The organism is Psychromonas sp. MME2 (genome assembly GCF_040566515.1).
Lineage (GTDB): Bacteria > Pseudomonadota > Gammaproteobacteria > Enterobacterales > Psychromonadaceae > Psychromonas.
The window spans coordinates 98,690-120,586 of sequence record NZ_JBEWXI010000006.1 but is presented as its reverse complement, the minus strand read 5'-3'; the positions used below and the strand labels follow the sequence as shown (position 1 = coordinate 120,586).

Sequence of the window (21,897 nt, the reverse complement as noted above, 5' to 3'; positions counted from 1 at the left end):
AAATGCTCAGTTAAGAGACATTCTTAGCTTTGGACGTTTCATCGTTTAACTACATATATTTTAAGCTTCATAAAAACACGCTATTGTTATACTTTTCCACTCAGACAGACTAATAGACTAGATTCATCGCTCGCATATTTCTGGTCGAAGATGCAAATCACAATTACCAAATAGACGAGTTCCGTTATCAAATATCACAATTGAAGAAAATAACTAAAAGGATAAATATATCCTCACTATTTGAAGTTAATAAAACAACTAACCATTTAGCTTTTTATTTCGGATAAAATTTATCGCATCATATAACGGAGTTTTTCATGACTATTTATCGAAAAAGTATAGTAGGTCAAGGGATAGCAACTATTCTAACAGCGGGTTTAGTGGTTGGCTGTGTTACGACTGGAAACAGTTCTACAGCAAAAAAAGAAGAATTATCAAATAATTCCCAATCAAAACAAAGTGAGAGTGGGGAGTTATTACAAAACCCTCAATTTAAAAAGGGAGAAGAAAGTTGGTGGGTTTCAGGTGGTCAACTAGCAGTAAAAAATGGCGAAGCTTGTGTTAATATTACACAGCCAGGTTCTAATAATTGGGATGTGATTTTAGGTCAAGGTGGTCTCGGTCTAGAAAATGGACAATCATATCAAGTCAACTTCACCGCACGTTCTTCTGTTGAAACTAAATTTAAAGCATTAATTCAACATGATGGCGCTCCCTACACTGGTTACTTTAATGAAGATATTTCTGTTGGTCCAACGGCAAAAACATATTCCTTTAATTTCACCCAAAAAGAGCCAAGTGATGCTAAAACCGGATTCCAATTTCAGCTAGGTGCACAAAAAAAAGCTGATATTTGTTTTAGTGACGTCTCGTTAAAAGGAAAAAGCTTCAAAAAAGAAGTCATTATACCAACAGTTCATGTAAACCAAATTGGCTATTTTCCTAAAGCTGAAAAAATAGCAACAATTAAAAGTGATTCAAAAGAACCTCTTGCATGGCAAATAAAAGATGCTAACGGAAAAATTATTTTAACGGGTATGACAACGGTATTCGGTTTAAATAAAAGCTCTGGCGAGTCTGTTCATAAAGCTGATTTCAGCAAATTAACAACACCAAGCAAAGAGATAGTACTTGTCGTCAATGGGGAAGCTAGCCACCCTTTCCGCATTGCTGATGATATCTACACTGAATTAAAATATGATGCACTTGCTTATTTTTATCAAAACCGAAGCGGTATTGAAATTAAGCCTGAATATGTTCAACGCGCTGATTTAGCTCGCCCTGCTGGCCATCCTAATGAGACAGTTACCTGTTTCAATAAAACAGATGCAAAAGGTAATAAATGGCCTGGTTGTGACTTCGAATTGAACGTTTCTGGTGGTTGGTATGATGCCGGCGATCACGGTCGATATGTTGTAAACAGTGGTATTAGTGTATGGACTTTACTAAACCTCTACGAGCGCTCTTTATGGATAAAAGATGCAAAAGTTCCTTTTGCGGACGGTACCCAGACTATTCCAGAAACAAATAACAACGTTAATGACCTATTAGATGAGGTGCGTTGGAATGTTGAATTCATGATGGCAATGCAAGTTCCAAATGGTAAAAAAGTAACAGTACCAGAGGGAGATCAATCAGCGAATCTTAATCAATTAAAATTAACTGAAATTGACGCATCAGGCTTGGCTTTTCATAAAGTAGCCGACGAAAAATCAACGGCATGCCACTACCACCACATAAAGATACAATGGATCGTGCTATTTTTTATCCAACGACATCTGCAACATTAAATCTAGCTGCTACAGCGGCACAATGTGCGCGTATCTGGAAAGATATTGATCCCGCATTTTCTGGTCAATGTTTAACGGCTGCACAACGAGCTTGGGATGCTGCAAATGCCCACCCAGAAGTATTAGCTTATGATAACTTCACAGGATCTGGCCCATATGGGGATACTGACTTATCAGATGAGTTCTACTGGGCAGGTGCTGAATTATTTATCACAACGGGTGAAGCCAAATACTTAAAAGCAATTAAAGCATCGCCACTATATTTAGTTTCTCCAAGTGATGATAAAGAGTCATCAAATGGTTTATACTGGGGTAATCTTGCTTCTGCTGGTACGCTTAGTTTAGCACTAGTACCAAATGAATTACCAAAAAATGATATTCTACAAGCACGTAAAAACATTCAGAAAACAGCAGATATTTACCTAAAATCAGTTGATGAAGAAGGTTATAATATTCCTTACACTAGCGAAGAGTACCCATGGGGATCGAATTCTGAAATCCTCAATAACGGTATTTTCTTAAGTTATGCAACAGATTTTACTGGTGATATAAAATACCTACAGGCAGCAGCAGATGGTATGAATTATATCCTTGGTAATAACCCGCTAGATAAGTCGTATATCTCAGGGTACGGTGAAAATGCTCTTCAAAACCCTCATCATCGCTTCTGGTCTTTCCAAGCGGATAATAACTCACCAAAACCAGCGCCAGGCGCAATGTCTGGCGGTCCAAACTCAATAAACTTTTCTGACCCAATAGCTGCGACTATCAAAGGTAAATGTATTGGACAAACGTGTTTTGTTGATGATATTGGAGCGTGGACACTAAATGAAATAACCATCAACTGGAACTCTCCGCTTGTTTGGATAACAACAGTTTTAGATGAAAAGCGTTTAAATCAATAAACGTCGCTTTAACTCACCGCCGACCACCTATCGTGGTCGGCAACGATTCAACAAAAATGGCTAATATGCCCGCCAACACGAAACAACTAGTTTGTAGTGATATCAATTCAAGAACATTTACAGGTTATATTTTAGGCGAAATTGGCGTTGCTATTAATCTCATATTCGAAAACAAATGAGACAAAAAAAGATGGTCAAGCCAATTATCCCAGTCAAGAAATCCATTATATTTAGCTTTGCTAGCGCTTTACTTGGCGTTTTGCTGAGTACATCCGCATTGGCCTCAACATCAACACCTTCTTTCCCTCATTTTGTGCACACCGATGGAAAAAAGATTCTGGATGAAAATAATCACCCACTCTACCTTTACGGAATTAACTTAGGAAATTGGTTATTATGGGAAGGATATTTGATGATGGGAGACTATAAATATCGCACCCATACACAGTTTCTTAACTCATTAACGACCGTATTTGGCAGTGCAGATAAATCGGCTGAATTTGAACATCAATGGCGCCTAAATTATGTCAATGAACAAACGTTAAAGGAGTTAAAACAACTTGGCTTTAATTCTGCTTCGTGTGCCATTTCACTACAATATGTTTTGGAAAAATAACCAGTTAAGCGATGATGGTTTTCAATATTTTGACCTATTAATTAATGCAGCTCGTAAACATGATATTTATGTGTTGCTCGACATGCACGCAGCCCCAGGTTACCAAAATCCAGGGGACCATTGTGATAACTTAGACTCAAATGCTACACAACCCAGAAGTAGTGTTTATTTTTGGGATAAAGATGAGTATATTCAAATCACCAGCAAAGTTTGGCAGCATATTGCCCTGCGCTATAAAGAAGAACCCGTTATTTGGGGCTACGACTTACTTAATGAACCGGTGCCACAAGACGGTCGAGAATATGAACTACTAGGGTCACTAATTAAGATACGTAATGCGATCCGTGAAGTTGACAATAATCACATTATTGTCGCTGAAACATCCTGGTGGAGCTCAGACTTAAGCAAAATTGATTGGACGAATCCCTTGGTTCAAGAAAAGACCGGAATCAATTCACAATGGGATGATAACCTCGTCTATGAAATTCATCACTATGGTCCAGCTAGTGATACCTTTGGTCGTGAAAAGATCACCAATAATCTAAACATTCCATTAATTCTGGGAGAGTTTGGCGAAAGTGATAACAATAACTTACTTGCCATATCTAGCTGGGCAAAAAAAGAGCTCGTGGGTTACTTTCCTTGGTCATTTAAGAAAATATCTCATGACAAAACCCTTTGGACCATCCCTTCAACTACTGCTTATAATAAATTGAAGTCATACATTAATAATAACCAACGAGCCCCGACTGATTTATACGATGAAATAATCTCTTTCACGCAAAAAAATATCCGCAATGGATCGCCTCAACTAGAGTGGCATGAAGATTTTTTTCAAGCAATTAATCCTTCCTCCCCCTCAACAGATTAAGTTATTAATATCGCCTTAACAGCGCTTTTTAGCTATTCATTGCCAATATATAGGGAGTACACATAATATTATGGTCATAGCTTGTGGAGGAAAAATGAATGAGAGAGTTTGCACGTTGAAATATAGGGGTATCGCTTAATCTTTGCACCATAACATACACTGCGCTTGAATAAACGACCTAACTTAAGGCTGTTTATTCAAGCGGGAAATCTATTATATTCAGTATATAGTTATTACTGAATACATTTATTCACAAACTATTGTATCGGAATAAGGGCATTAATTAGTTGCTCTCGCCATTGCCCCGTACTCGCATCATAGGCACCAAAACCGGATGCGTATTCCCAATATGCCCAACTAATATTTCTTTTTTCTGCTTCACGGGCAATAAATGCCGTCCATGCCTTTTGATGTAATGGATTTGAGAATTGAGAATAAACACCAAATTCCCCCATAAATATTTCAAAGCCACGATTAGCTTGATTATTCCATGTGGTTACTCTATCAAACAACGCGATCAAAGGCGTTTGTTCACTTGCGGTTCCTAGCCAAGGAGTGCCAACCCATTTATCTGCACCAGCAACCCATTCAGCGCCTTGATGAGTAAAATGGAAAGGTTCGTAATAATGAACAGTAATAATTGTATTAGTTGCGTTCACCGTATCTGGCAATGATAATTTAGTTAAGCCATCTGGATGCCCCCAATTGGCGGTGCCAATCATCACAGTTCGCTGCTCTGTACCGTTATTTTGTTGCGTGGCCATATCACTCCAGATAACATTTAACAATTTTGCAATTATATTGTTCCAATCACTGTAATCTATGGTGCCATTAGGCTCATTTAATAACTCAAAAATAAGATTGTCACGGGGATATTCATAGAGAGGAAATTGTTCGCTAATTTGTTGCCATATACTCTGCAAACGTAAGACATGTTTTGATTGCATATTTTCAGGATCATTCATCATTTCTTCATAGTGATGAACATTTAAGATAACTTTAAGGCCCTCGTTATTTGCCCAGCCAACAACTTCTTTTACACGTTCCATAAATACAGAATCAATGGCATAAGGAGATTCCAGCTCGGTATGAGCAGTCCAGCGAACAGGGATTCGTACAGTTTTAAATCCGGCATCAGAAATTCGTTGTAAGTCTTCTTCAACGAGTAAACGCCCACCAGTCCATTCACCTTCAGCTGGCGCTTCTAAATAATTTCCTAGGTTAAGTCCTCGGCCTAATTGCGTTTGTTGCAGCCCCCCTTGACCATTCCATGAATAAAGATCTTTATAATAACTCTCGGATAAGACGACTGAATTATCTACAGAAGTAGAAGTAGAATCTCCCCCGTTACAACCGACTAAATTATAAATGCAACCCACAAATATTAAAACCATCAAATAGTGTGTTCGAAAAATATTCATGATAAATCCTTATAAAGTAATTAATTACAGCAGCGAAAACACTTCCATCCTATTTAAACAACAATATCAATTAATTGAGCTCGTGTGAATGATAGAAATTAGTATTATCGTTGTAACCTTTAGCATAAAAATGTTAATAATGACGGGAACGAATAGCCTAATTTAAAGCAGGTATTTCAAGGAAATGTAGAATTTCGAGCTAGCGTCCCCAAGGGCAAAGAAAATAGCACCTTGCGATAAAACCGCTATGTACAAGAAGATACTTCTATTTTACTGAAATGACATATATTTTGAATCTCAACCATAGTTTTATCTTCTTCAATACGGGGTGTTTTTTTCTGATTCACCGACGTTCATCGCTGTTACTGATTTACGTACCGAGTAGCCCTGCTCAACAACTCATTGTGCTGACTCTAATCGAAACTTTAGAGTGAAATTTCACTTGCCCATAGTGCAGATTTCAACCACCAACAAAATTATTGAAATGAAAAATATCACCTCTACTTAGGTGACCAAATCAATGTGCTACGGAAAAAAGAGGGCGTTCAATTATCTGCTTTTAATTCAATTCTAGACACTCGTCATTATGAACATTTTTATACTAAATATCACAACGACAATACTAATTTACAGCATTCACACGCTTTTAATTAATTGATATTGTTGGAATAGAATGAAAACGTTTTCGATGCTGTAATTAATGACTTTATAAGGATTTATAATGAATATTTTTCAAACGCGCTATTGGGTGTTTTTAATATTTACTAGCTTCATTATACAACTTAATCGGGCGTAAGAGAGAAGACTCTACTTCTGCAGATAACTCTATCCTCTTATCCGAAAGTTATTATAAAGATCTTTATTCATGGAATGGTCCAGAGGTCTACAACAAACACAATTGGGCTGATAACTTAACCTAGGGAATGACTTGGAAGCTACAGCTAAAGAGGAATGAACTGGGGCTGATTAGAGTTGCGCATTTTTGTCAGCTGTTATATCCCGCACCAGTCGTATATTGAATTAAATTAGGAGCCTTACTATGAATAAATAAAATATATTTGTTTTGTACCGTAAGTATGCCCACTTCTTTATTGGTTAACATAAATGCGTGAGCTAGCAGCATTCTGTTCCTGTTGATATTTATGCTTTCCGGAATATCAAATGAATGAAAGAGCAGCTACAACCACTACAGAGGTGAACGCTATCTATTTATTTCAGTAACCAGCTGTTTTAATTGCAAAACAAATAAAAGCCAGCATTCATTTTAACAACAATTAATGACTAGATAATGATGGGATTGATGTTATATCAGTTTTTATTTTGTGAGGTAAATGTGACTTTTAATGATATTGACCTACATGATTTGAATGCGACCAATTCTGAAAAACAGAAGGAAGAGATCGCATAGCAGGCGATAACGCATTATCCCCGAATTTCTAATCACTCAAAAAATTAACTTGATATTTCTTAACATTTCAAGGCATTGCTTAAAATTTTTACATACATAAATGAAATAGCTTTCATAGCATTGCGAAAGCTAATTAATCATACTGGACATAACATGAATAAAATCAAACATTTAAATTTAACCCTTGCTATTCTTTCTGCACTAACCTCTACCTCATTGTTAGCTGATCAAAATACTGACCAAGCTAACGAGCAAGAGAATATAGATACTCTTGTAAAACGACTTGATGAACTCGAGAAAAAATTACAAATAATTAATTATAAAGATGATCAACAACCCGCAATATTAACGCCAGAGACACCAGTTCAACATGGTATCGTATTTTCAGGCTATGCTCGTTATGGGGCTAACTTTCAAAATAGTGATGCAAAAACAGTTCGAAGCCACGGTTCATCGCTTGGTAATGCAACAGGCCGTTTAGGTAATGAGCAAAATGGGGGGGAGTACCAATTTGCTAAAGTATTTGAAGGTGCAAATAACACAAAATGGGATTTAGTCTTCATGGTTGATCATTGGGCTGATAGAGAATGGGCTGATGATGGTGGTGTTCAAGTTAAAAAAATGTATGCGGGTGCTACAAATATATTTGAATCACAACCCGATCTATATGTTTGGGCTGGACGTGATTTTCATCAACGCCCTCAGTTTGATATTAATGATTATTTTTGGATGATGCATGATGGACAGGGCTTTGGTTTCTATAATTTAAATATTGATGAGCTGAAATTCGACTTATCCGCTGTGGCACAAGTTGATGATGATATGGTTGGAGATAATGGCAGATATGCAATCACCAGTAAATTAAGCAATATTACAATTGGTGATTCCTTAATCTTGCTTTTTATGCCAACTACGGTTTTTCATCTGATCAAATAAAAAAAGATGAAGAAGGATCTGAAAATACTTCTAGCAATGCCTACCAAATAGCTGCTGAAGGAAAGATACATAATCAACACCTGGTTGTTCGTTATTCAAGTAATGCAGTAAATAGCACGTTTGATTTAGCAGACGGTGTCGATGCGCTATTATTTAGTCTTGAAGGCAACTTCAAATTTACTGACAAAATTGGCCTACAGTATCTTACATCTTATCAAGATGTAAATGGTGCTAAAGGTACCTATAAGGTAAGTGATGGCTCAGATCAAGGAACAATCATTACCAAAATAGAAGATAGTGAAAGCTACAATATGATAGTTCGCCCTACATACCAATGGAATGATATACATTCTACATGGCTAGAAGCTGGCTACAGTGTTGTTGATTATGGGGATTTAGATGCGACTAATAAATCTTGGAAATTCACGATATCACAAAATATTGCAATCGGGCCTGAAACATGGTCTAGACCAATGATACGTTTCTTTGCAACTATTGGGAATGCAGATAATGAGTATATCGGAATGAGGGATGATAATAGCTATGATTCTTCTAATTTAGATACTGCGACTTTTGGTGGTATGTTTGAAGCTTGGTGGTAATCCCCTCATACTGTAAATATATGTATGATTCATAGAGATCGTTTCAATCTGGCGATCTCTAAATCTAGTTAGAGTTGGCATCTCGGATTCTCTCAGTTGACGAATCATACTCTGCTAGAACAGGCGGACTTGAGCAAACAGTGGTAATACCAACTCCGGTAAGTATGTGATCTAAATTTCGCGTAGGAAAAACAGCTTAATTCAAGGCGTAATTTGACGTAAATGGTTATTCCCTTTGCGAAAATTACAACGCAGCAGTAAGTGGTTTTAACCAGTAAAATAGAATCAGCTATTTATCGGAATTGGTATAAGCTCCCCATTAATCTAAAAAAGGCAGATTAGTCTAAACTATTCTGCCTTTTTAAGTTAGGTTACTAAATCATGCGAATCAATTCATCTTTGCTCAATCTAAAGCTTCCTTTTTGGTAAACATCAATCGCTCTAACGCTAACCCCGGTTTCACGAAATCGAGGGTGAGTTCGTAGTATCCCTTACCCAGCCTTACCTCCAGTCCCTCTACAACAATACTTTCGCCGCTAGTCCCATTCATGGGAAGAGACATAGCAAAAACGCCATTAAGACTGATGCTACAAGATGACTGTGCCTGAGAGTTGCGATCATAATGGCCAACACCGCTAAATTGATACACACCAGCTTCAAGCACTTCTATCATCATTGATTTATTGACTTTAGTATTGATAACGAGTTCATCTTGCATAGCTTTTGCTGCAACATTAGAAGTATTACTTTGTGCGATAAACGTCTTAATCGGATCATAGGCTTCTAGTGGTCTATCCATAGCAGGAGTTGCCATGATAAATCGACAAATATTTATCGCTGAACGCTGTAATTCACCTAACATCAACGTGCCCTGCTGCAAAGCCTCTAACGTATTGTCTTTCATACTATTAGATTCGGCACCATCATTTTCAACAACCATGTAAATGTCGTTCTGTGCGCGAATCATAAAAGAAGTGAATCTCTTATCTTCTTTTCCGGCCTCAATGGGATCATTCATCTTCGCCCACCAATCCGTCATAACCAGACCGCTAAAGCCCCACTCGCCACGCAAAATAGAAGTATTGAGATCATAATTAGAAGCGCCCCAATGACCATTTATTGGGTTATAACAGGTCATGATAGAAGATGCTTCTCCTTCTTTGACTGCCATCTCAAAACCTTTAAGATGAATTTCACGCAAGGCGCGCTCCGATGCAATACTGTCTACATCAACTCGCGCAGTCTCCTGATCGTTAGCGGCAAAATGCTTAATAGTTCCAGATACTCCTGCTTTTTTTAAGCCGCGAGTTTGAGCCGCGCCCATGACTCCCGTCATCAAAGGATCTTCAGAAAAATATTCAAAATTACGGCCATTCAACGGGTGTCTGTGAATATTAATGCCAGGGCCTAAAAGACTATCGATTTTATTAGCACAAAGCTCTTGACCAATCAGGAAGAAAAGCTCCTCATTTAGTGCTTTGTTCCAAGTACATCCAAGCAAAGTACCTATCGGAACTTGAGTTGCCTTGTGACCACTATCCATACGTATACCTGAAGGCCCATCAGCTACCGCAACAGCAGGAATGCCAAGATGAAAAAGGTTATCACTAAGACCGCCTAAAGCGGCCGCGGTTCCAGGCGTAACTTTAGGGCTACACATCCCTTCACCTCGAACTAAAGAGGCTAACTCCTCACAACTCATCTGCGCAACAAACTCTTCTATACTATTTTGCCCTTCTTTAACATCTTTAAGTTGAATCCCCTGATAGCCCGTTAACTTCAAAGCAGCAGGCATTGCAGACTCAACTCTTTCCTTGAGAGAGATGGCTCTTTGAGGTACAGCTTCATAGGTTTCTTCATAAGTACCATCTTCCTTAAGAGCGCCTGGTTTCAAGCGTTTGAATGGGTAGATAGGTGCTAAAGCTTCAGTTAGATTTTCAACAACTAAAAGTTCATCTAGCTCTATTGTTGTGGGAATTGGAACTGCTTTACGTACACTGCCCCCCACGTAAAACTGGTAACTCCCCTCTTCCAGAACATAACAGGATCGATGCCCAGTGACACCACTATCGTCATAGGAGGCGAGGGACTTAAGTGCAATAGAAACCCGAAGAATTTGTACATCACCAGGCTTAAGAGCCTCAGATTTAGCAAAGCCAGCTAGTACTCAACAGGCTTACCAAGATGCCCTTGTGGCGCTTCGCAATATACTTGCAGCACTTCTTTACTGGTGTACTCTTCACCTATATTTTGCAGTGAAAAATCCAAATGAAGTATACGCTCTATACCCGTACCTTCAATTGAATAGGACTGTAATTCCCGACTAAATTCGGTGTAGGAAAGCCCAGCGCCAAACTCATATTGTACTGCTTGCGGCTTAAAGGTCTCGAAATAACGATATCCGACATAAATATCTTCAACATAACAATTATAATCTTTACGACCGAAATAAGCTGATGAAGGATAATCTGATAACTGATAGGCAACGGTGTCGCACATTCTTCCACTTGGAGATACGTTTCCGGAGATAACGTCAGCGAGAGCATGCCCACCTTCCATCCCTGCAGCCCAACTGTAAATAACCGCCTGAATCGATTCTTTATTATCTATGGTATTCAGCCAAGACATATCCATAATATTAGTAATGTTAAGGATCACAATCACTTTATCAAACTGAGCTGTGACGCCAGTTATCATCGCTTCTTCTTGCTCTGTCAAACGGTAACTACCTGGAGCATCAGCGTTATCTTGATCTTCACCAGCAGTACGACCAATGAAAATAAGCGCTTTATCTGAATTTTTCGCAGCTTGTTCGACAAGTTCGGTATTCAGAGGCATCTCTTGCTGAAACCAAGGTTCAGCAGCCCAACCACCACCTCCATCATCAAAAGGATTTACTTTGATCCATTCTTCATAGACAGCAGCCAGTTCTTCATTAATGTCAATGGTAGGATTACTGCGCAGCCCCTCTAACGCATTCACAGCATAATGAACGTTAACAGCCCCGCCAGATCCCGTACCACTTCGATAGGTATTGACCTGACAACGTCCAAATAAGGATATTTTTTCTCCCTTTTTGATAGGAAGTACGGCATTGCGATTCTCAAGAAGGACTATTCCTTCACAAGCCAATTGCCGGCTTATGGGAATAAGCTTTTCCTGTGCCAAGCTTATCATTTTAGTTTGCATATACTATTCTCTACTATTATTAAAAATTTGTAATAAATCAATAAATCGAAGGTCGTTATGAGCCTATAACAATGCATTCAAACTCAATATGAACTATTAAAGAAACGCCAACTCCTGGCGAAGATAAATACTTGCCCCCAATAACCCTGGGTTAGCATTAGTTATCAAAAAGGTAGGAATGGTTGAAAGATGGTCTTTAAATCGCCCTTTTTCTTCAAAATAATATCTAAACTCGCTCGATTGAAAAAAGTCTATAAAGCGAGGCACAATACCTCCGGCAATATAAACGCCCCCCGTACAGTTCAAATTCAAAGCTATATTGCCCGCGAAGCCACCCATAACCTGACAAAAAACATCCAAACTTCTTCGCGCAATAACGCAACTACCATCCAATGCAGCTTGCGTAACCTCTTTAGGTTGGTCAAATTTTGCTGGTTGATGAGACAAGAGGCAAAGACTTTGGTATAAATTTACTAACCCTTGCCCAGATAAAATACGCTCAGCTGAAACATGTCCAAACTGTTCCTGTAATAAAAATAAAACCTCAGATTGCTCTCGTGTATTAACTGTAAAGCTGACATGGCCACCTTCTCCGTCCAAGCTCACCCATTTACCTTCTAGTTTGACAATGTGTGATACGCCCAACCCCGTTCCAGGACCAAACACCGCAGTGAGACCATCTGTTTGAGCGTTTCCCCCACCAATCTGAATTTTTTCTTCTGCGGAGAGAAACGGTACTGCTAATGAAATGGCTGTGTAGTCATTAAGCAAATATAAAGACGTTAATTGTAATTTTTCTTTAAGTTCCTTTTGTGAAAAAGCCCATTTTAAATTAGTCATTGCGATATAATCGTCCTCAACAGGACAAGCAATGCCAATACAAAGATGTTTAACTTGACCTTGTAATTCAGAAAAATAGTAAACAAGAGCCGCTTCAAGTGTTGCAAAATCCTGGCAGGCAAATTCTTTTAACTGCCCCAACTCTCCTGAGTCAAGATTACAGACGGCAAGCCTAATATTTGTACCACCAACATCAGCAACGACTGATAACATGTTTTTCCCCTAAATAGTAAACTTTAATTATTTTTACAAGCACTGATTATTGCGCCAGTGACCTTTTGTTGACAACTGTAATAGTCAAATACGTCATCTAAATTTTATCAACAATGATGCCAGTGAACGATGAGCATTTAAATAGTGAAAACTTGTATCTTCTATATGAGATTTGGTATCTCTCTTTTCTAGGCAGCACAGATTAATAGTTGCGCTATATAAAAGAGGGGCTGTTCAATATGTTGTATTTTCAGTTACAGACAATACGAAGGAGGAAAGGGTAAGGTGAAAATTATAGTGTTCGGGTGATACCAATTGGAATAAATAGATAGATGGTCTCTTTAACCACTTAAATTAAACTTTGTTATCATGAGTCACTCCAATCTTAGTAAAAATTACCGAAACGGGAGTGACTATTTATATGTTTTAGCTATCTTTTTTTTCAGTCATTACTTCTGTTTCACAGATCATCTTCCAGTATTTAGGTAATACATTAAGTTCACCCGTTACTGTTACGGTTTCATTAAACACGATATCTGTAGCTGAACGACCAATCATAATTTCAAAGTCACCGGGCTCAACTACACGACGATGCATGTTGTCAGTAAAGTTAAGCATATCAACAGGCAATGAGAAATTTACAATACCTGTTTCACCTGCTTTGATATCTACTCTAACAAAACCTTTTAACTCTCGAATAGGTCTTACTAAAGAACACAGTTTATCTTTAACATATAATTGAACAACCTCACAGCCGTCAACAGCGCTGGTATTTTCAATTTCGACTGACACATTAATCGTTCCATTAATATCAACAGAGTGATTATCAATGGATATGTTTTTATAGTCGAAACTTGAATACGTTAGCCCGTAACCAAAGTTATATTTAGAACCAAAATGATAAGCAATCGGTGTTCCACCACTCTTTAATTTATGATTGTAGTAATAAGGTACTGCACCTGCATTCTTAGGGATAGATAACGTTAAACGACCAGATGGCGCTACTTTACCAGTTATGATATCAATGATTGCATCGGCACCTTCTTGTCCAGGGGCCCAACCAAAAATCACACCAGCAGCTTTTTCTTCAGCGCCATTTAGGTTATAGGGACGACCACCTGTTACTAAGATTATAACTGGCTTGCCAGTAGCAATCGCAGCATCAATCAACGCTTGTTGTACACCAGGCAAATCTAGGCTATCGGTATCAGAGCCTTCTCCAATCGTACCTGTTTGAAATAAGCCTGCTAAGTCACCAACACAAACTAATGCAATATCGGCTTCTGCAACCAGCTTTGCAGCTGCTGCAATTTGACTCGTATCTTTTGATACAGGAGACTCTAACTTCTGCCCCATTGCCATATCAACATCACCAGGGAAAACAGGGGCGTTTGCGTGGCGTTCTGTTAATATTTCGCACCCTTTAAGATATGAAACATCAGTAAATTGATCTTTAACTGCTTCTAAAATGGTTTTTGATACTTTTTCCCCATCATCCATGCTACTAAGGATAAGGTGAATCGGGAAACTATATCCCCCCAGTAGAGCAAGCTGATCGTCGGCAGTTGGTCCCACTACGGCTATTTTTTGATCTGTTTTAATCGGTAACGTACCATCATTTTCCATTAAAACCGCTGATTGAGAAGCCACTTGATAAGCAACTTTTTTTGCTTCTTCAGTTTGAAGTTCAATGTTCTCTTCTTTACAGTATGGATTTTCGAATAAACCTAATTCAAACTTAACTTTTAATATACGAGCAACAATTTCATCAATTTTCTCTAATGAGATCAACCCTCTATCCATTGCATTTTGAATATAACTTGAACAGGCATCATCTGGTAATTCAATATCGAGGCCCGCATTAAAAGAGAGAGCAGCCGCTTCTGTGCGATCCGCTGCAATGCCGTGATGAGAAGCGAGTAATTCAATACCGCCATAATCAGCAACAATTAAGCCATCAAAGTCCCATTGATCACGCAATACCGTTGTCAGTAAATATTCTGAGCTATGGCATGGCTCATTATCAATATCATGGTAAGCAGGCATAACTGAGCCTGCATTTGCTAACTTAACCGCCATTTCGAATGGCAGCATAAAAGTATCATTTAGTTCTTTAAATCCAAGGTGCACAGGAGCATGGTTACGCGCACCTTCACTGAATGAATGTCCAACGTAATGTTTTAATGTTGCTAATAAATCACGTTTTTCAGTTTGCAGCCCCTTCACATAACTGGTTGCAAGTACACCAACATGGTATGGATCCTCACCTAACGTTTCTTCTGTTCTACCCCAGCGCACGTCGCGGGAAACATCAAGAACAGGAGCCAAGCCATGATGCGCACCTACTTGACGTACCTCTTCCCCGATAATTCTCCCCATCTCTTCGATAAGCTCAGGATTCCAGGTGTGACCATAATTAAGTGATGACGGGAACAGCGTTGCGCCCTTTGCCATAAGGCCAACTAAACACTCCTCATGAGACATTGCTGGTATACCAAGGCGGGTCTCTTCCACTAAATATTTTTGCAGTAAGTTAAGCGCTTTAACACCCTCTTCTGCTGCAATAGTATGTGTTCCAAGAGGACGTGTAATTTGCCCTAAACCATGTTTTAAACGTTCATCAATCGGTTTACGAGCATCCCCGGAAGCCATCTCTAATTCACGATCTTGATGGTCACCATCAGGACTTAAAATTAACCATTGAGCACCTAACTGCGCTATTTTTTCAGTCAAAGTCATTTGACTCATTAAGTCTTCAAGTCTCTCTTGAACGCTATGATTGGGGTTTTTATAAATGCTCATATTATGGTTCTCATTAGTCGATTGATTATTTAGTGAGGGGTAATATGAATGATTTAAAAAAGTGAATATTAAATCTAGATCATGTTTGCCAAATAACTAAATTCAACAACCAAATAGCACAATAAAAGAACATTATGATCGAACAAAAATCAAACATTTATAACGGTATATTGCTTTAGGTGAAATTAAATTAAATCGATATCTTGACGATATTCATAGGGAGTATAATCGAACTTTTTTTTATATACTTGATATAAATAACTCAGGTTTGGGTAACCACATTGTAGTGCAATAGATTCAATGGAATCGCTACTCATCCTTAATAATTTTTTTGATTTAGCAATTCTTAGGTCAGACAAATACTGATGTACTGTGATATTTTTACAGGCAATAAAACGGTTATCTAGCGTTTTCCGTGATGTCTTACAAAATTCTACAACCTGCTGCACCTTAATATTCAAATGAAAATTATTATGCAGATAATATAGCGCATTATTAACAATTTGATCTTGATTCTCTTCAACGATGGTCGAGTATTCATTTATTAAATCAGTAGGTTGGTACTTCTCTGCTAATATTTTGTTAAATCGCTTAGCCTTAACAAGCACTTCAATGCAACGTCGCCCTAGGTTATAAGGATTGACATTGATAGAGCTTAACGGCATCGCCGACATTTTACGCTCCGCATCATCATAATCGGTGCCGATAATTGAGATCTCACTGGGAACAGCAATATTGTGTGTCACACAGAAGTTAACCAATTTTCGCGCTGCGCGATCTGAAGCACAATAGACACCGAGAGGATATTGTTGTAACGCAACAGCCTGCCGTACATCTTTAAAGTAATTAAGCGCCATTAACTGTGCATGTTGTTCAAAATAATGTTTTCTTTCAAGTGCCCAGCCACTATTAGCCTCACTAGGATATGTATAAAAAGCGACATTTTTAATATTATTTTGTACGAACTGTCCAAGTGCTAAAGAAGAGATATGTTCGTTATCATTCACTAATGTTGACACTAATGGCGGTACATTATCTATCTGATAACTCGAGTAAAGAAGTATATTACCAGTTAAACGAGGAATCACTTCATGATGATCTGCTTTATCAAAATCTGCAATAACGTAATCCCATTGCTGAGATAAAATATCATCGACATTTTCTATTGACTCAATATGAATGGAAATTTTCAGTTGATATTCATTAACTTTTGAGGTGATACCTTTTAGTATCTCACGATCGTAATAAAACATTGTGTCAATTAATAGAAGCAACTTATGCATAGTGATGGATCCGAGCTTAAAAGATACAATAAAGAATATAAGGCTAGCGTTAATGAAGCTAAAACCACGTGAAAAAATGCATGTTAAATGCAATTTATACTAATTTTGTCATAGTATATAACGACAAACCAATTATTCTCCTCGGTTAGTATTCATAATACAATGCCATTGTAATATTTTGCAGAAGCACTTATAAATTTAGCTATGAAATATGATAAAAGAAACATCTAATTAACACTTCACAAAAGAAAATAACAAATAAAATACCAAGCGCATATATTCAAACGTTCACACACTGCACATTACGTGCGCTACATCCCAAAAATAACGAATAAAAAATCATTCAGCTTTTAACTCCAAAAAATATAAACCATTAATTTTAAAAAGCTTTTGTTTTTTTTTGCACTATCTCGTTATGATAAAAACCACACATACCAAATATCATAAAGAGATTACCAATTTACACTAATTGATAAATAAGGGGGTGACGAGAATAATAATCCCATCCTAAAGTTAATCGGAGTTACATGAAAATGAACACTATCAAGTTATCAATCAAAGAAAAAATCGGCTATGGATTGGGCGATACAGGCTGTAATTTAGTCTGGCAGACAGTGATGTTATTTCTTGCTTACTTCTACACAGACATTTACGGTTTATCCCCTGCTCACATGGGCACCATGTTTCTTCTAGTTAGATTTATTGATGCTGTTACAGATCCACTAATGGGCTCTTTAGTTGATCGTACCAAGACTAAATATGGTCGCTACCGCCCCTACATTCTGTGGATGGCAGTTCCATTTGGTGTGGCATGTATGTGTGCTTTCTTTACTCCTGATTTAGGCCCAACTGGTAAAATTATTTACGCTTACGCTTCTTATATCTTCTTAACATTGATGTACACCGCTATCAATGTACCTTACTGTGCGATGGCAAATGCAATGACCAACAGCTCAGAAGAGCGAACATCACTGCAATCGTACCGTTTTGCATTAAGCACTGCAGGAGGATTAGTGGTTGCGATGGTTGCACTACCATTAGTCGATATTATTGGTCAAGGTGATGTACAAAAAGGGTATCTTGGTGCGATGAGTGTGATGGGCCTTGCCGCTATTGCTTTCTTCTTTATCTGTTTTTCTACAACCAAAGAAAATGTGACGCCTGAAGAGACAGAGATTAAGCAGTCTGTATGGAAAGACCTTGCTCTACTAATGAAAAATAATCAATGGCGTGTGCTGTTCATTCTAAACGTTATACTATTAACGGGGGCTGTACTCAAAGGCGCAACTACAATGTATTATGTAAATAATGTAATGGGTCGCCCAGATTTAGCCACTATATTCATGGTTGTTAGTATGGTAGCCAGCATTATTGGCGCGCTGGCATCCGGTCCCCTGTTAGGCAAATACAATAAACCTACTGTTTACCGTATTTTAATCTCCCTTTCTGGTTTCTTATGTGCAGTCCTTTACTTTGTTGATCCAACTAATTTAACGCTATTATTTACATTAGTCATTGCTTTAAGTGTGGTGCAAACAAGTACAACGCCAATCCTATGGAGCATGATGTCTGATGTTGTTGACCATGAAAAAACGCGTAGCAATCGTTCACTAAGTGGCATGATCTTCTCAACGAATCTCTTCGCAATTAAACTCGGTATTGCAATTGGCGGTGCATCAGTAGGCTGGATTCTTGCTTACTCTGGATACGTTGGTGGCGCAGAGATGCAAACACCTGAGGTTGTTAATGTAATCAACCTATTATTTACTGTTATCCCTGGTGTTATGTTCGCAGTACTAGCTGCGATAATGATGTTCTATACACTTGATAATGACAAACTAGCGAAAATCAAAGCCCTACTGGTATTGGATGCAAAAGAAAAAGAAGGGATGAAACCACTAGTGCATACTGTAGAGCTTAGCTAAATAGAGCCTATATCAACGGGCTGGTTACTCACCAGCCTAATTGTTAATCCGCACTATATTCAAGGTGCTTACAGACAAAAATAACGAGGCAGTTTATGAATAACAACAACACAACCAACGATCAGCAAGAAGAACAGAATACCGTTACTCAAGGAATTGAAGCAACCCATTCTACAAATGCTCTTTCAGCACCGCTAGTAACGCATATGTACACAGCAGATCCTTCTGCACACGTATTTAATAATAAGATTTATATCTACCCTTCTCACGACGTTGAAAATGATTTACCACTGGGCAATGATGGGGATCACTTTGATATGCGTGATTACCATGTATTTTCGCTAGATAGACCACATGGTAAAGTAACTGACCATGGCAATGTACTTGATGTTAAAAATGTGAAATGGGCCGAACGTCAAATGTGGGCGCCAGATGCTGCCGAAAAAGATGGTAAATACTATCTCTATTTCCCAGCTAAAAACTACCAAGGAATTTTCCACATCGGAGTTGCAGTTGCAGACCAACCAGAAGGTCCTTTTGTACCTGAAGATACCCATATTGCAGGTTCATTTAGTATTGACCCCGCAGTTTACCAAGATGATGATAACCAATATTATTTATTGTTTGGTGGTATCTCAGGGGGGCAATTACAAAATTGGCGCAATGGTGAATTTGGTGAAGAGATTTATCCAGCTGATGATGAAGCCGCATTAAAACCGATTATTGCTAAGCTTGCAGAGAACATGACTGACCTTGCAGAAGCTCCGTGTGAAATCGATATTGTAGATGAAAATGGTGACTTATTACGCGCAGGAGACATCAATCGTCGTTATTTCGAAGGTCCTTGGATGCACAAACATAATGGTATCTATTACTTCTCATATTCAACTGGCGACAGTCACAAAATAGTGTATGCAACAAGTGATTCTCCTTACGGGCCATTTACCTACCAAGGGGTTATTCTTGAACCGGTTATTGGTTGGACAACGCACCACTCAATCGCTAAATTTGAAGGTAAATGGTACCTTTTCTACCACGACAGCTCTCTTTCTGGTGGCCAAACACACTTAAGAAATATCAAGATGACTGAGCTTACTCATAATCCTGATAACAGCATACAAACCATTAAGCCTTACGGTTAAATTACTGATTTTCCATATCAACATAGAAAGGTGAGCTCTGACTCACCTTTTTCGTATGCTTCGCTCATGTCGCACATAGCACTCCTTTGCTTTATTGTTACCAATGTTTAAATCTTTGCTATTTAAAAACAGGTCATGAGTAATCACGAGAGTTATCACACATTTAACAGATTGATGAACTAAGTGACTAAATTTCATAATTGAATTGAATGAGTAAACAGCGTTATATAAGTGTAATAAAATCTATTAATTCCTCTCTACTATTTACTCATTAGCTGATAGTAAAAGTGAGGATTCACTTACTCGAGAAAATGATGACTAACAAAATATTTAACCCTATATTAAAAGGCTTCAATCCAGATCCTTCTATCATCCGCGTTGGTGATGATTATTATATCGCTACATCTACCTTTGAGTGGTTTCCTGGTATTCAGATTCATCACTCCAAAGATTTAATCAATTGGCACTTAATAGGGCACGCATTGACGCGTACATCACAACTTGATATGAAAGGCATGGATAATTCTGAAGGTGTTTATGCTCCTGCACTGACTTACTCAGATGGAAAATTTTGGCTCTGTTTTTCTAATGTCCATGCATGCCGAGGTGGAAATTGGATGGCGACCCCCTCTTTTGTTGTGACTGCAGATGCACCTACAGGCCCTTGGAGCGATCCTGTTTCTATTGGTAATTATGGATTTGATCCTTCTCTATTTCATGATGATGACGGCAAAAAATATATGCTTAATATGGTCTGGGATGGCCGAGCGGATAAAAATTTTTTTGGCGGTATTATGCTGCAGCAGTTTGATCCCGACTCAGGCAAACTACTCAACAAAGCAAAAAATATATTTAAGGGCACTCGATTGGGTTGTACTGAAGGTCCTCAAATGCTCAAAAAAGGTGATTATTATTACTTAATCACCGCGGAAGGCGGTACTGGTATTGATCATGCAGTCACCGTATGTCGCTCTAAAAATATAGATGGGCCTTATGAAGTACACCCCAATAACCCTATTTTAACAAGTCGTTTTCAAGAGGATGCGCCTTTACAGCGTGCAGGGCATGGTTTTTTTGTGGAAACTCAAGATGGAGAATGGTACCTAAGCCACCTTTGTAGTCGTGGTATCGTCAATCCAGAGGGCTATCAGTTTATGCCCGTATACAATAATCTTTACTCGCCACTTGGGCGAGAAACTGCTTTACAAAAAGCCCACTGGGAAGATGGTTGGCCATACGTGAGCAGCGGCAAAACACCCGTTGTGGAAGTGCCTGCGCCAGATTTACCGTTTTGTCCATGGCCAGTACAAAATGCCCTTGATGACTTCGATAATACAAAGCTACGTTTAGATTATCAAACCTTGCGCGAACCTGCTGATGAAAAATGGATTTCGTTAACAGAGCGTCCAGGGTATTTACGTTTAAAGGGACGCCATTATTTATCCTCTCGCTATCAACAAAGTTTAATAGCGAGACGTTTTCAATCTCACTCCGCCCGTGCAGAAACTAAAATGCAATTTAAACCAGAAACACCATATCAGATGGCAGGTTTATGCGCCTATTATGCACGAAATGGTCACTATTTTCTTAAAATGAGCGCAACAGATGAAGGCGAGAGAGTGCTACAAATTGTCGGTAATATCAATGACAATTATAGAGAATTTTCTGAAGAGGTTAGCATTGGTAATATAAGTCAAGTATACATGCGCTTAACCTTAGAGGAGCAGTGGTATAAATATAGTTATTCTCTTGATGCAAAAACTTGGTACAGGATCGGTCCGGCATTGAATAGTACTCCATTATCTGATGAAGGTGGGCCCGATGTATTTCGTTTCACAGGTAGTTTTGTTGCATTATTTGCAGCAGATATTAGTGGTCAAAATACAGCGGCTGATTTTGATTATTTAGAGTATTTAGAATTTTAGCCAGCCTCATTATTAAATTTCCCTGAAAA

General features: G+C 38.4%; 13 protein-coding genes and 2 pseudogenes. 8 read left to right on the top strand and 7 right to left on the bottom strand.

Going from position 1 to position 21,897, the window contains the following annotated elements:
* The first annotated feature begins 317 nt into the window (after positions 1-317).
* From AB1A03_RS06475 to AB1A03_RS06460, 4 genes are all read left to right on the top strand, one after another.
* Positions 318-1,790, top strand: a complete 1,473-nt coding sequence (locus AB1A03_RS06475) for a glycoside hydrolase family 9 protein (RefSeq protein ID WP_354623837.1) — start codon at positions 318-320, stop codon at positions 1,788-1,790.
* On the top strand, positions 1,721-2,695 hold the full coding sequence (locus tag AB1A03_RS06470) for a glycoside hydrolase family 9 protein (RefSeq protein WP_354623835.1): 975 nt from the start codon (positions 1,721-1,723) through the stop codon (positions 2,693-2,695). The genes AB1A03_RS06475 and AB1A03_RS06470 overlap by 70 nt, the downstream gene beginning before the upstream one ends.
* A 175-nt stretch (positions 2,696-2,870) precedes the next feature.
* Entirely contained in the window at positions 2,871-3,311 is a 441-nt protein-coding gene (locus tag AB1A03_RS06465; protein WP_354623833.1) for a hypothetical protein, read from the top strand.
* On the top strand, positions 3,256-4,182 hold the full coding sequence (locus tag AB1A03_RS06460) for a glycoside hydrolase family 5 protein (protein WP_354623831.1): 927 nt from the start codon (positions 3,256-3,258) through the stop codon (positions 4,180-4,182). Before AB1A03_RS06465 ends, AB1A03_RS06460 begins: the two co-directional genes overlap by 56 nt.
* Before the next feature lie 257 nt (positions 4,183-4,439).
* Here the strand turns inward: AB1A03_RS06460 and AB1A03_RS06455 are convergent, their stop codons facing one another.
* Entirely contained in the window at positions 4,440-5,603 is a 1,164-nt protein-coding gene (locus AB1A03_RS06455; RefSeq protein ID WP_354623830.1) for a glycoside hydrolase family 5 protein, read from the bottom strand.
* 1,561 nt (positions 5,604-7,164) lie between these two features.
* On the opposite strand from AB1A03_RS06455, the pseudogene AB1A03_RS06450 reads away from it, so the two are divergent.
* Positions 7,165-8,549: pseudogene (locus tag AB1A03_RS06450) on the top strand (carbohydrate porin).
* A gap of 403 nt (positions 8,550-8,952) precedes the next feature.
* Here AB1A03_RS06450 and AB1A03_RS06445 read toward each other — a convergent pair.
* From AB1A03_RS06445 to AB1A03_RS06420, 6 genes and pseudogenes are all read right to left on the bottom strand, one after another.
* Complete coding sequence (locus AB1A03_RS06445; RefSeq protein WP_354623829.1) at positions 8,953-10,557, bottom strand: glycoside hydrolase family 3 protein; 1,605 nt, start codon at positions 10,555-10,557, stop codon at positions 8,953-8,955.
* 48 nt (positions 10,558-10,605) lie between these two features.
* A pseudogene (locus AB1A03_RS06440) lies at positions 10,606-10,665 on the bottom strand (hypothetical protein); the annotation flags it as partial.
* Positions 10,666-10,709: 44 nt separating this feature from the next.
* Entirely contained in the window at positions 10,710-11,738 is a 1,029-nt protein-coding gene (locus AB1A03_RS06435; protein ID WP_354623828.1) for a glycoside hydrolase family 3 protein, read from the bottom strand.
* 96 nt (positions 11,739-11,834) lie between these two features.
* Entirely contained in the window at positions 11,835-12,791 is a 957-nt protein-coding gene (locus AB1A03_RS06430; protein WP_354623827.1) for a glucokinase, read from the bottom strand.
* A gap of 426 nt (positions 12,792-13,217) precedes the next feature.
* A complete protein-coding gene (locus tag AB1A03_RS06425; RefSeq protein ID WP_354623826.1) occupies positions 13,218-15,593 on the bottom strand; it encodes a glycoside hydrolase family 3 N-terminal domain-containing protein in 2,376 nt (791 codons plus the stop codon).
* Positions 15,594-15,778: 185 nt separating this feature from the next.
* Complete coding sequence (locus tag AB1A03_RS06420) at positions 15,779-16,876, bottom strand: AraC family transcriptional regulator (RefSeq protein WP_354623825.1); 1,098 nt, start codon at positions 16,874-16,876, stop codon at positions 15,779-15,781.
* A 527-nt stretch (positions 16,877-17,403) separates the two neighbouring features.
* Between AB1A03_RS06420 and AB1A03_RS06415 the strand changes: the two genes are divergently transcribed.
* The 3 genes from AB1A03_RS06415 to AB1A03_RS06405 all read left to right on the top strand — a co-directional run bounded on the left by AB1A03_RS06415 (position 17,404) and on the right by AB1A03_RS06405 (position 21,868).
* Entirely contained in the window at positions 17,404-18,801 is a 1,398-nt protein-coding gene (locus tag AB1A03_RS06415) for a glycoside-pentoside-hexuronide (GPH):cation symporter (protein ID WP_354623824.1), read from the top strand.
* A gap of 95 nt (positions 18,802-18,896) precedes the next feature.
* Positions 18,897-19,943 carry a glycoside hydrolase family 43 protein gene (locus AB1A03_RS06410; protein ID WP_354623823.1) on the top strand — a complete coding sequence of 349 codons (1,047 nt, stop codon included), beginning with the start codon at positions 18,897-18,899 and terminating at the stop codon, positions 19,941-19,943.
* A 314-nt stretch (positions 19,944-20,257) separates the two neighbouring features.
* The gene (locus AB1A03_RS06405; protein WP_354623822.1) at positions 20,258-21,868 is read left to right on the top strand and encodes a glycoside hydrolase family 43 protein; all 1,611 of its coding nucleotides are present in this window, start codon (positions 20,258-20,260) and stop codon (positions 21,866-21,868) included.
* The last annotated feature ends 29 nt before the right edge of the window (positions 21,869-21,897 follow it).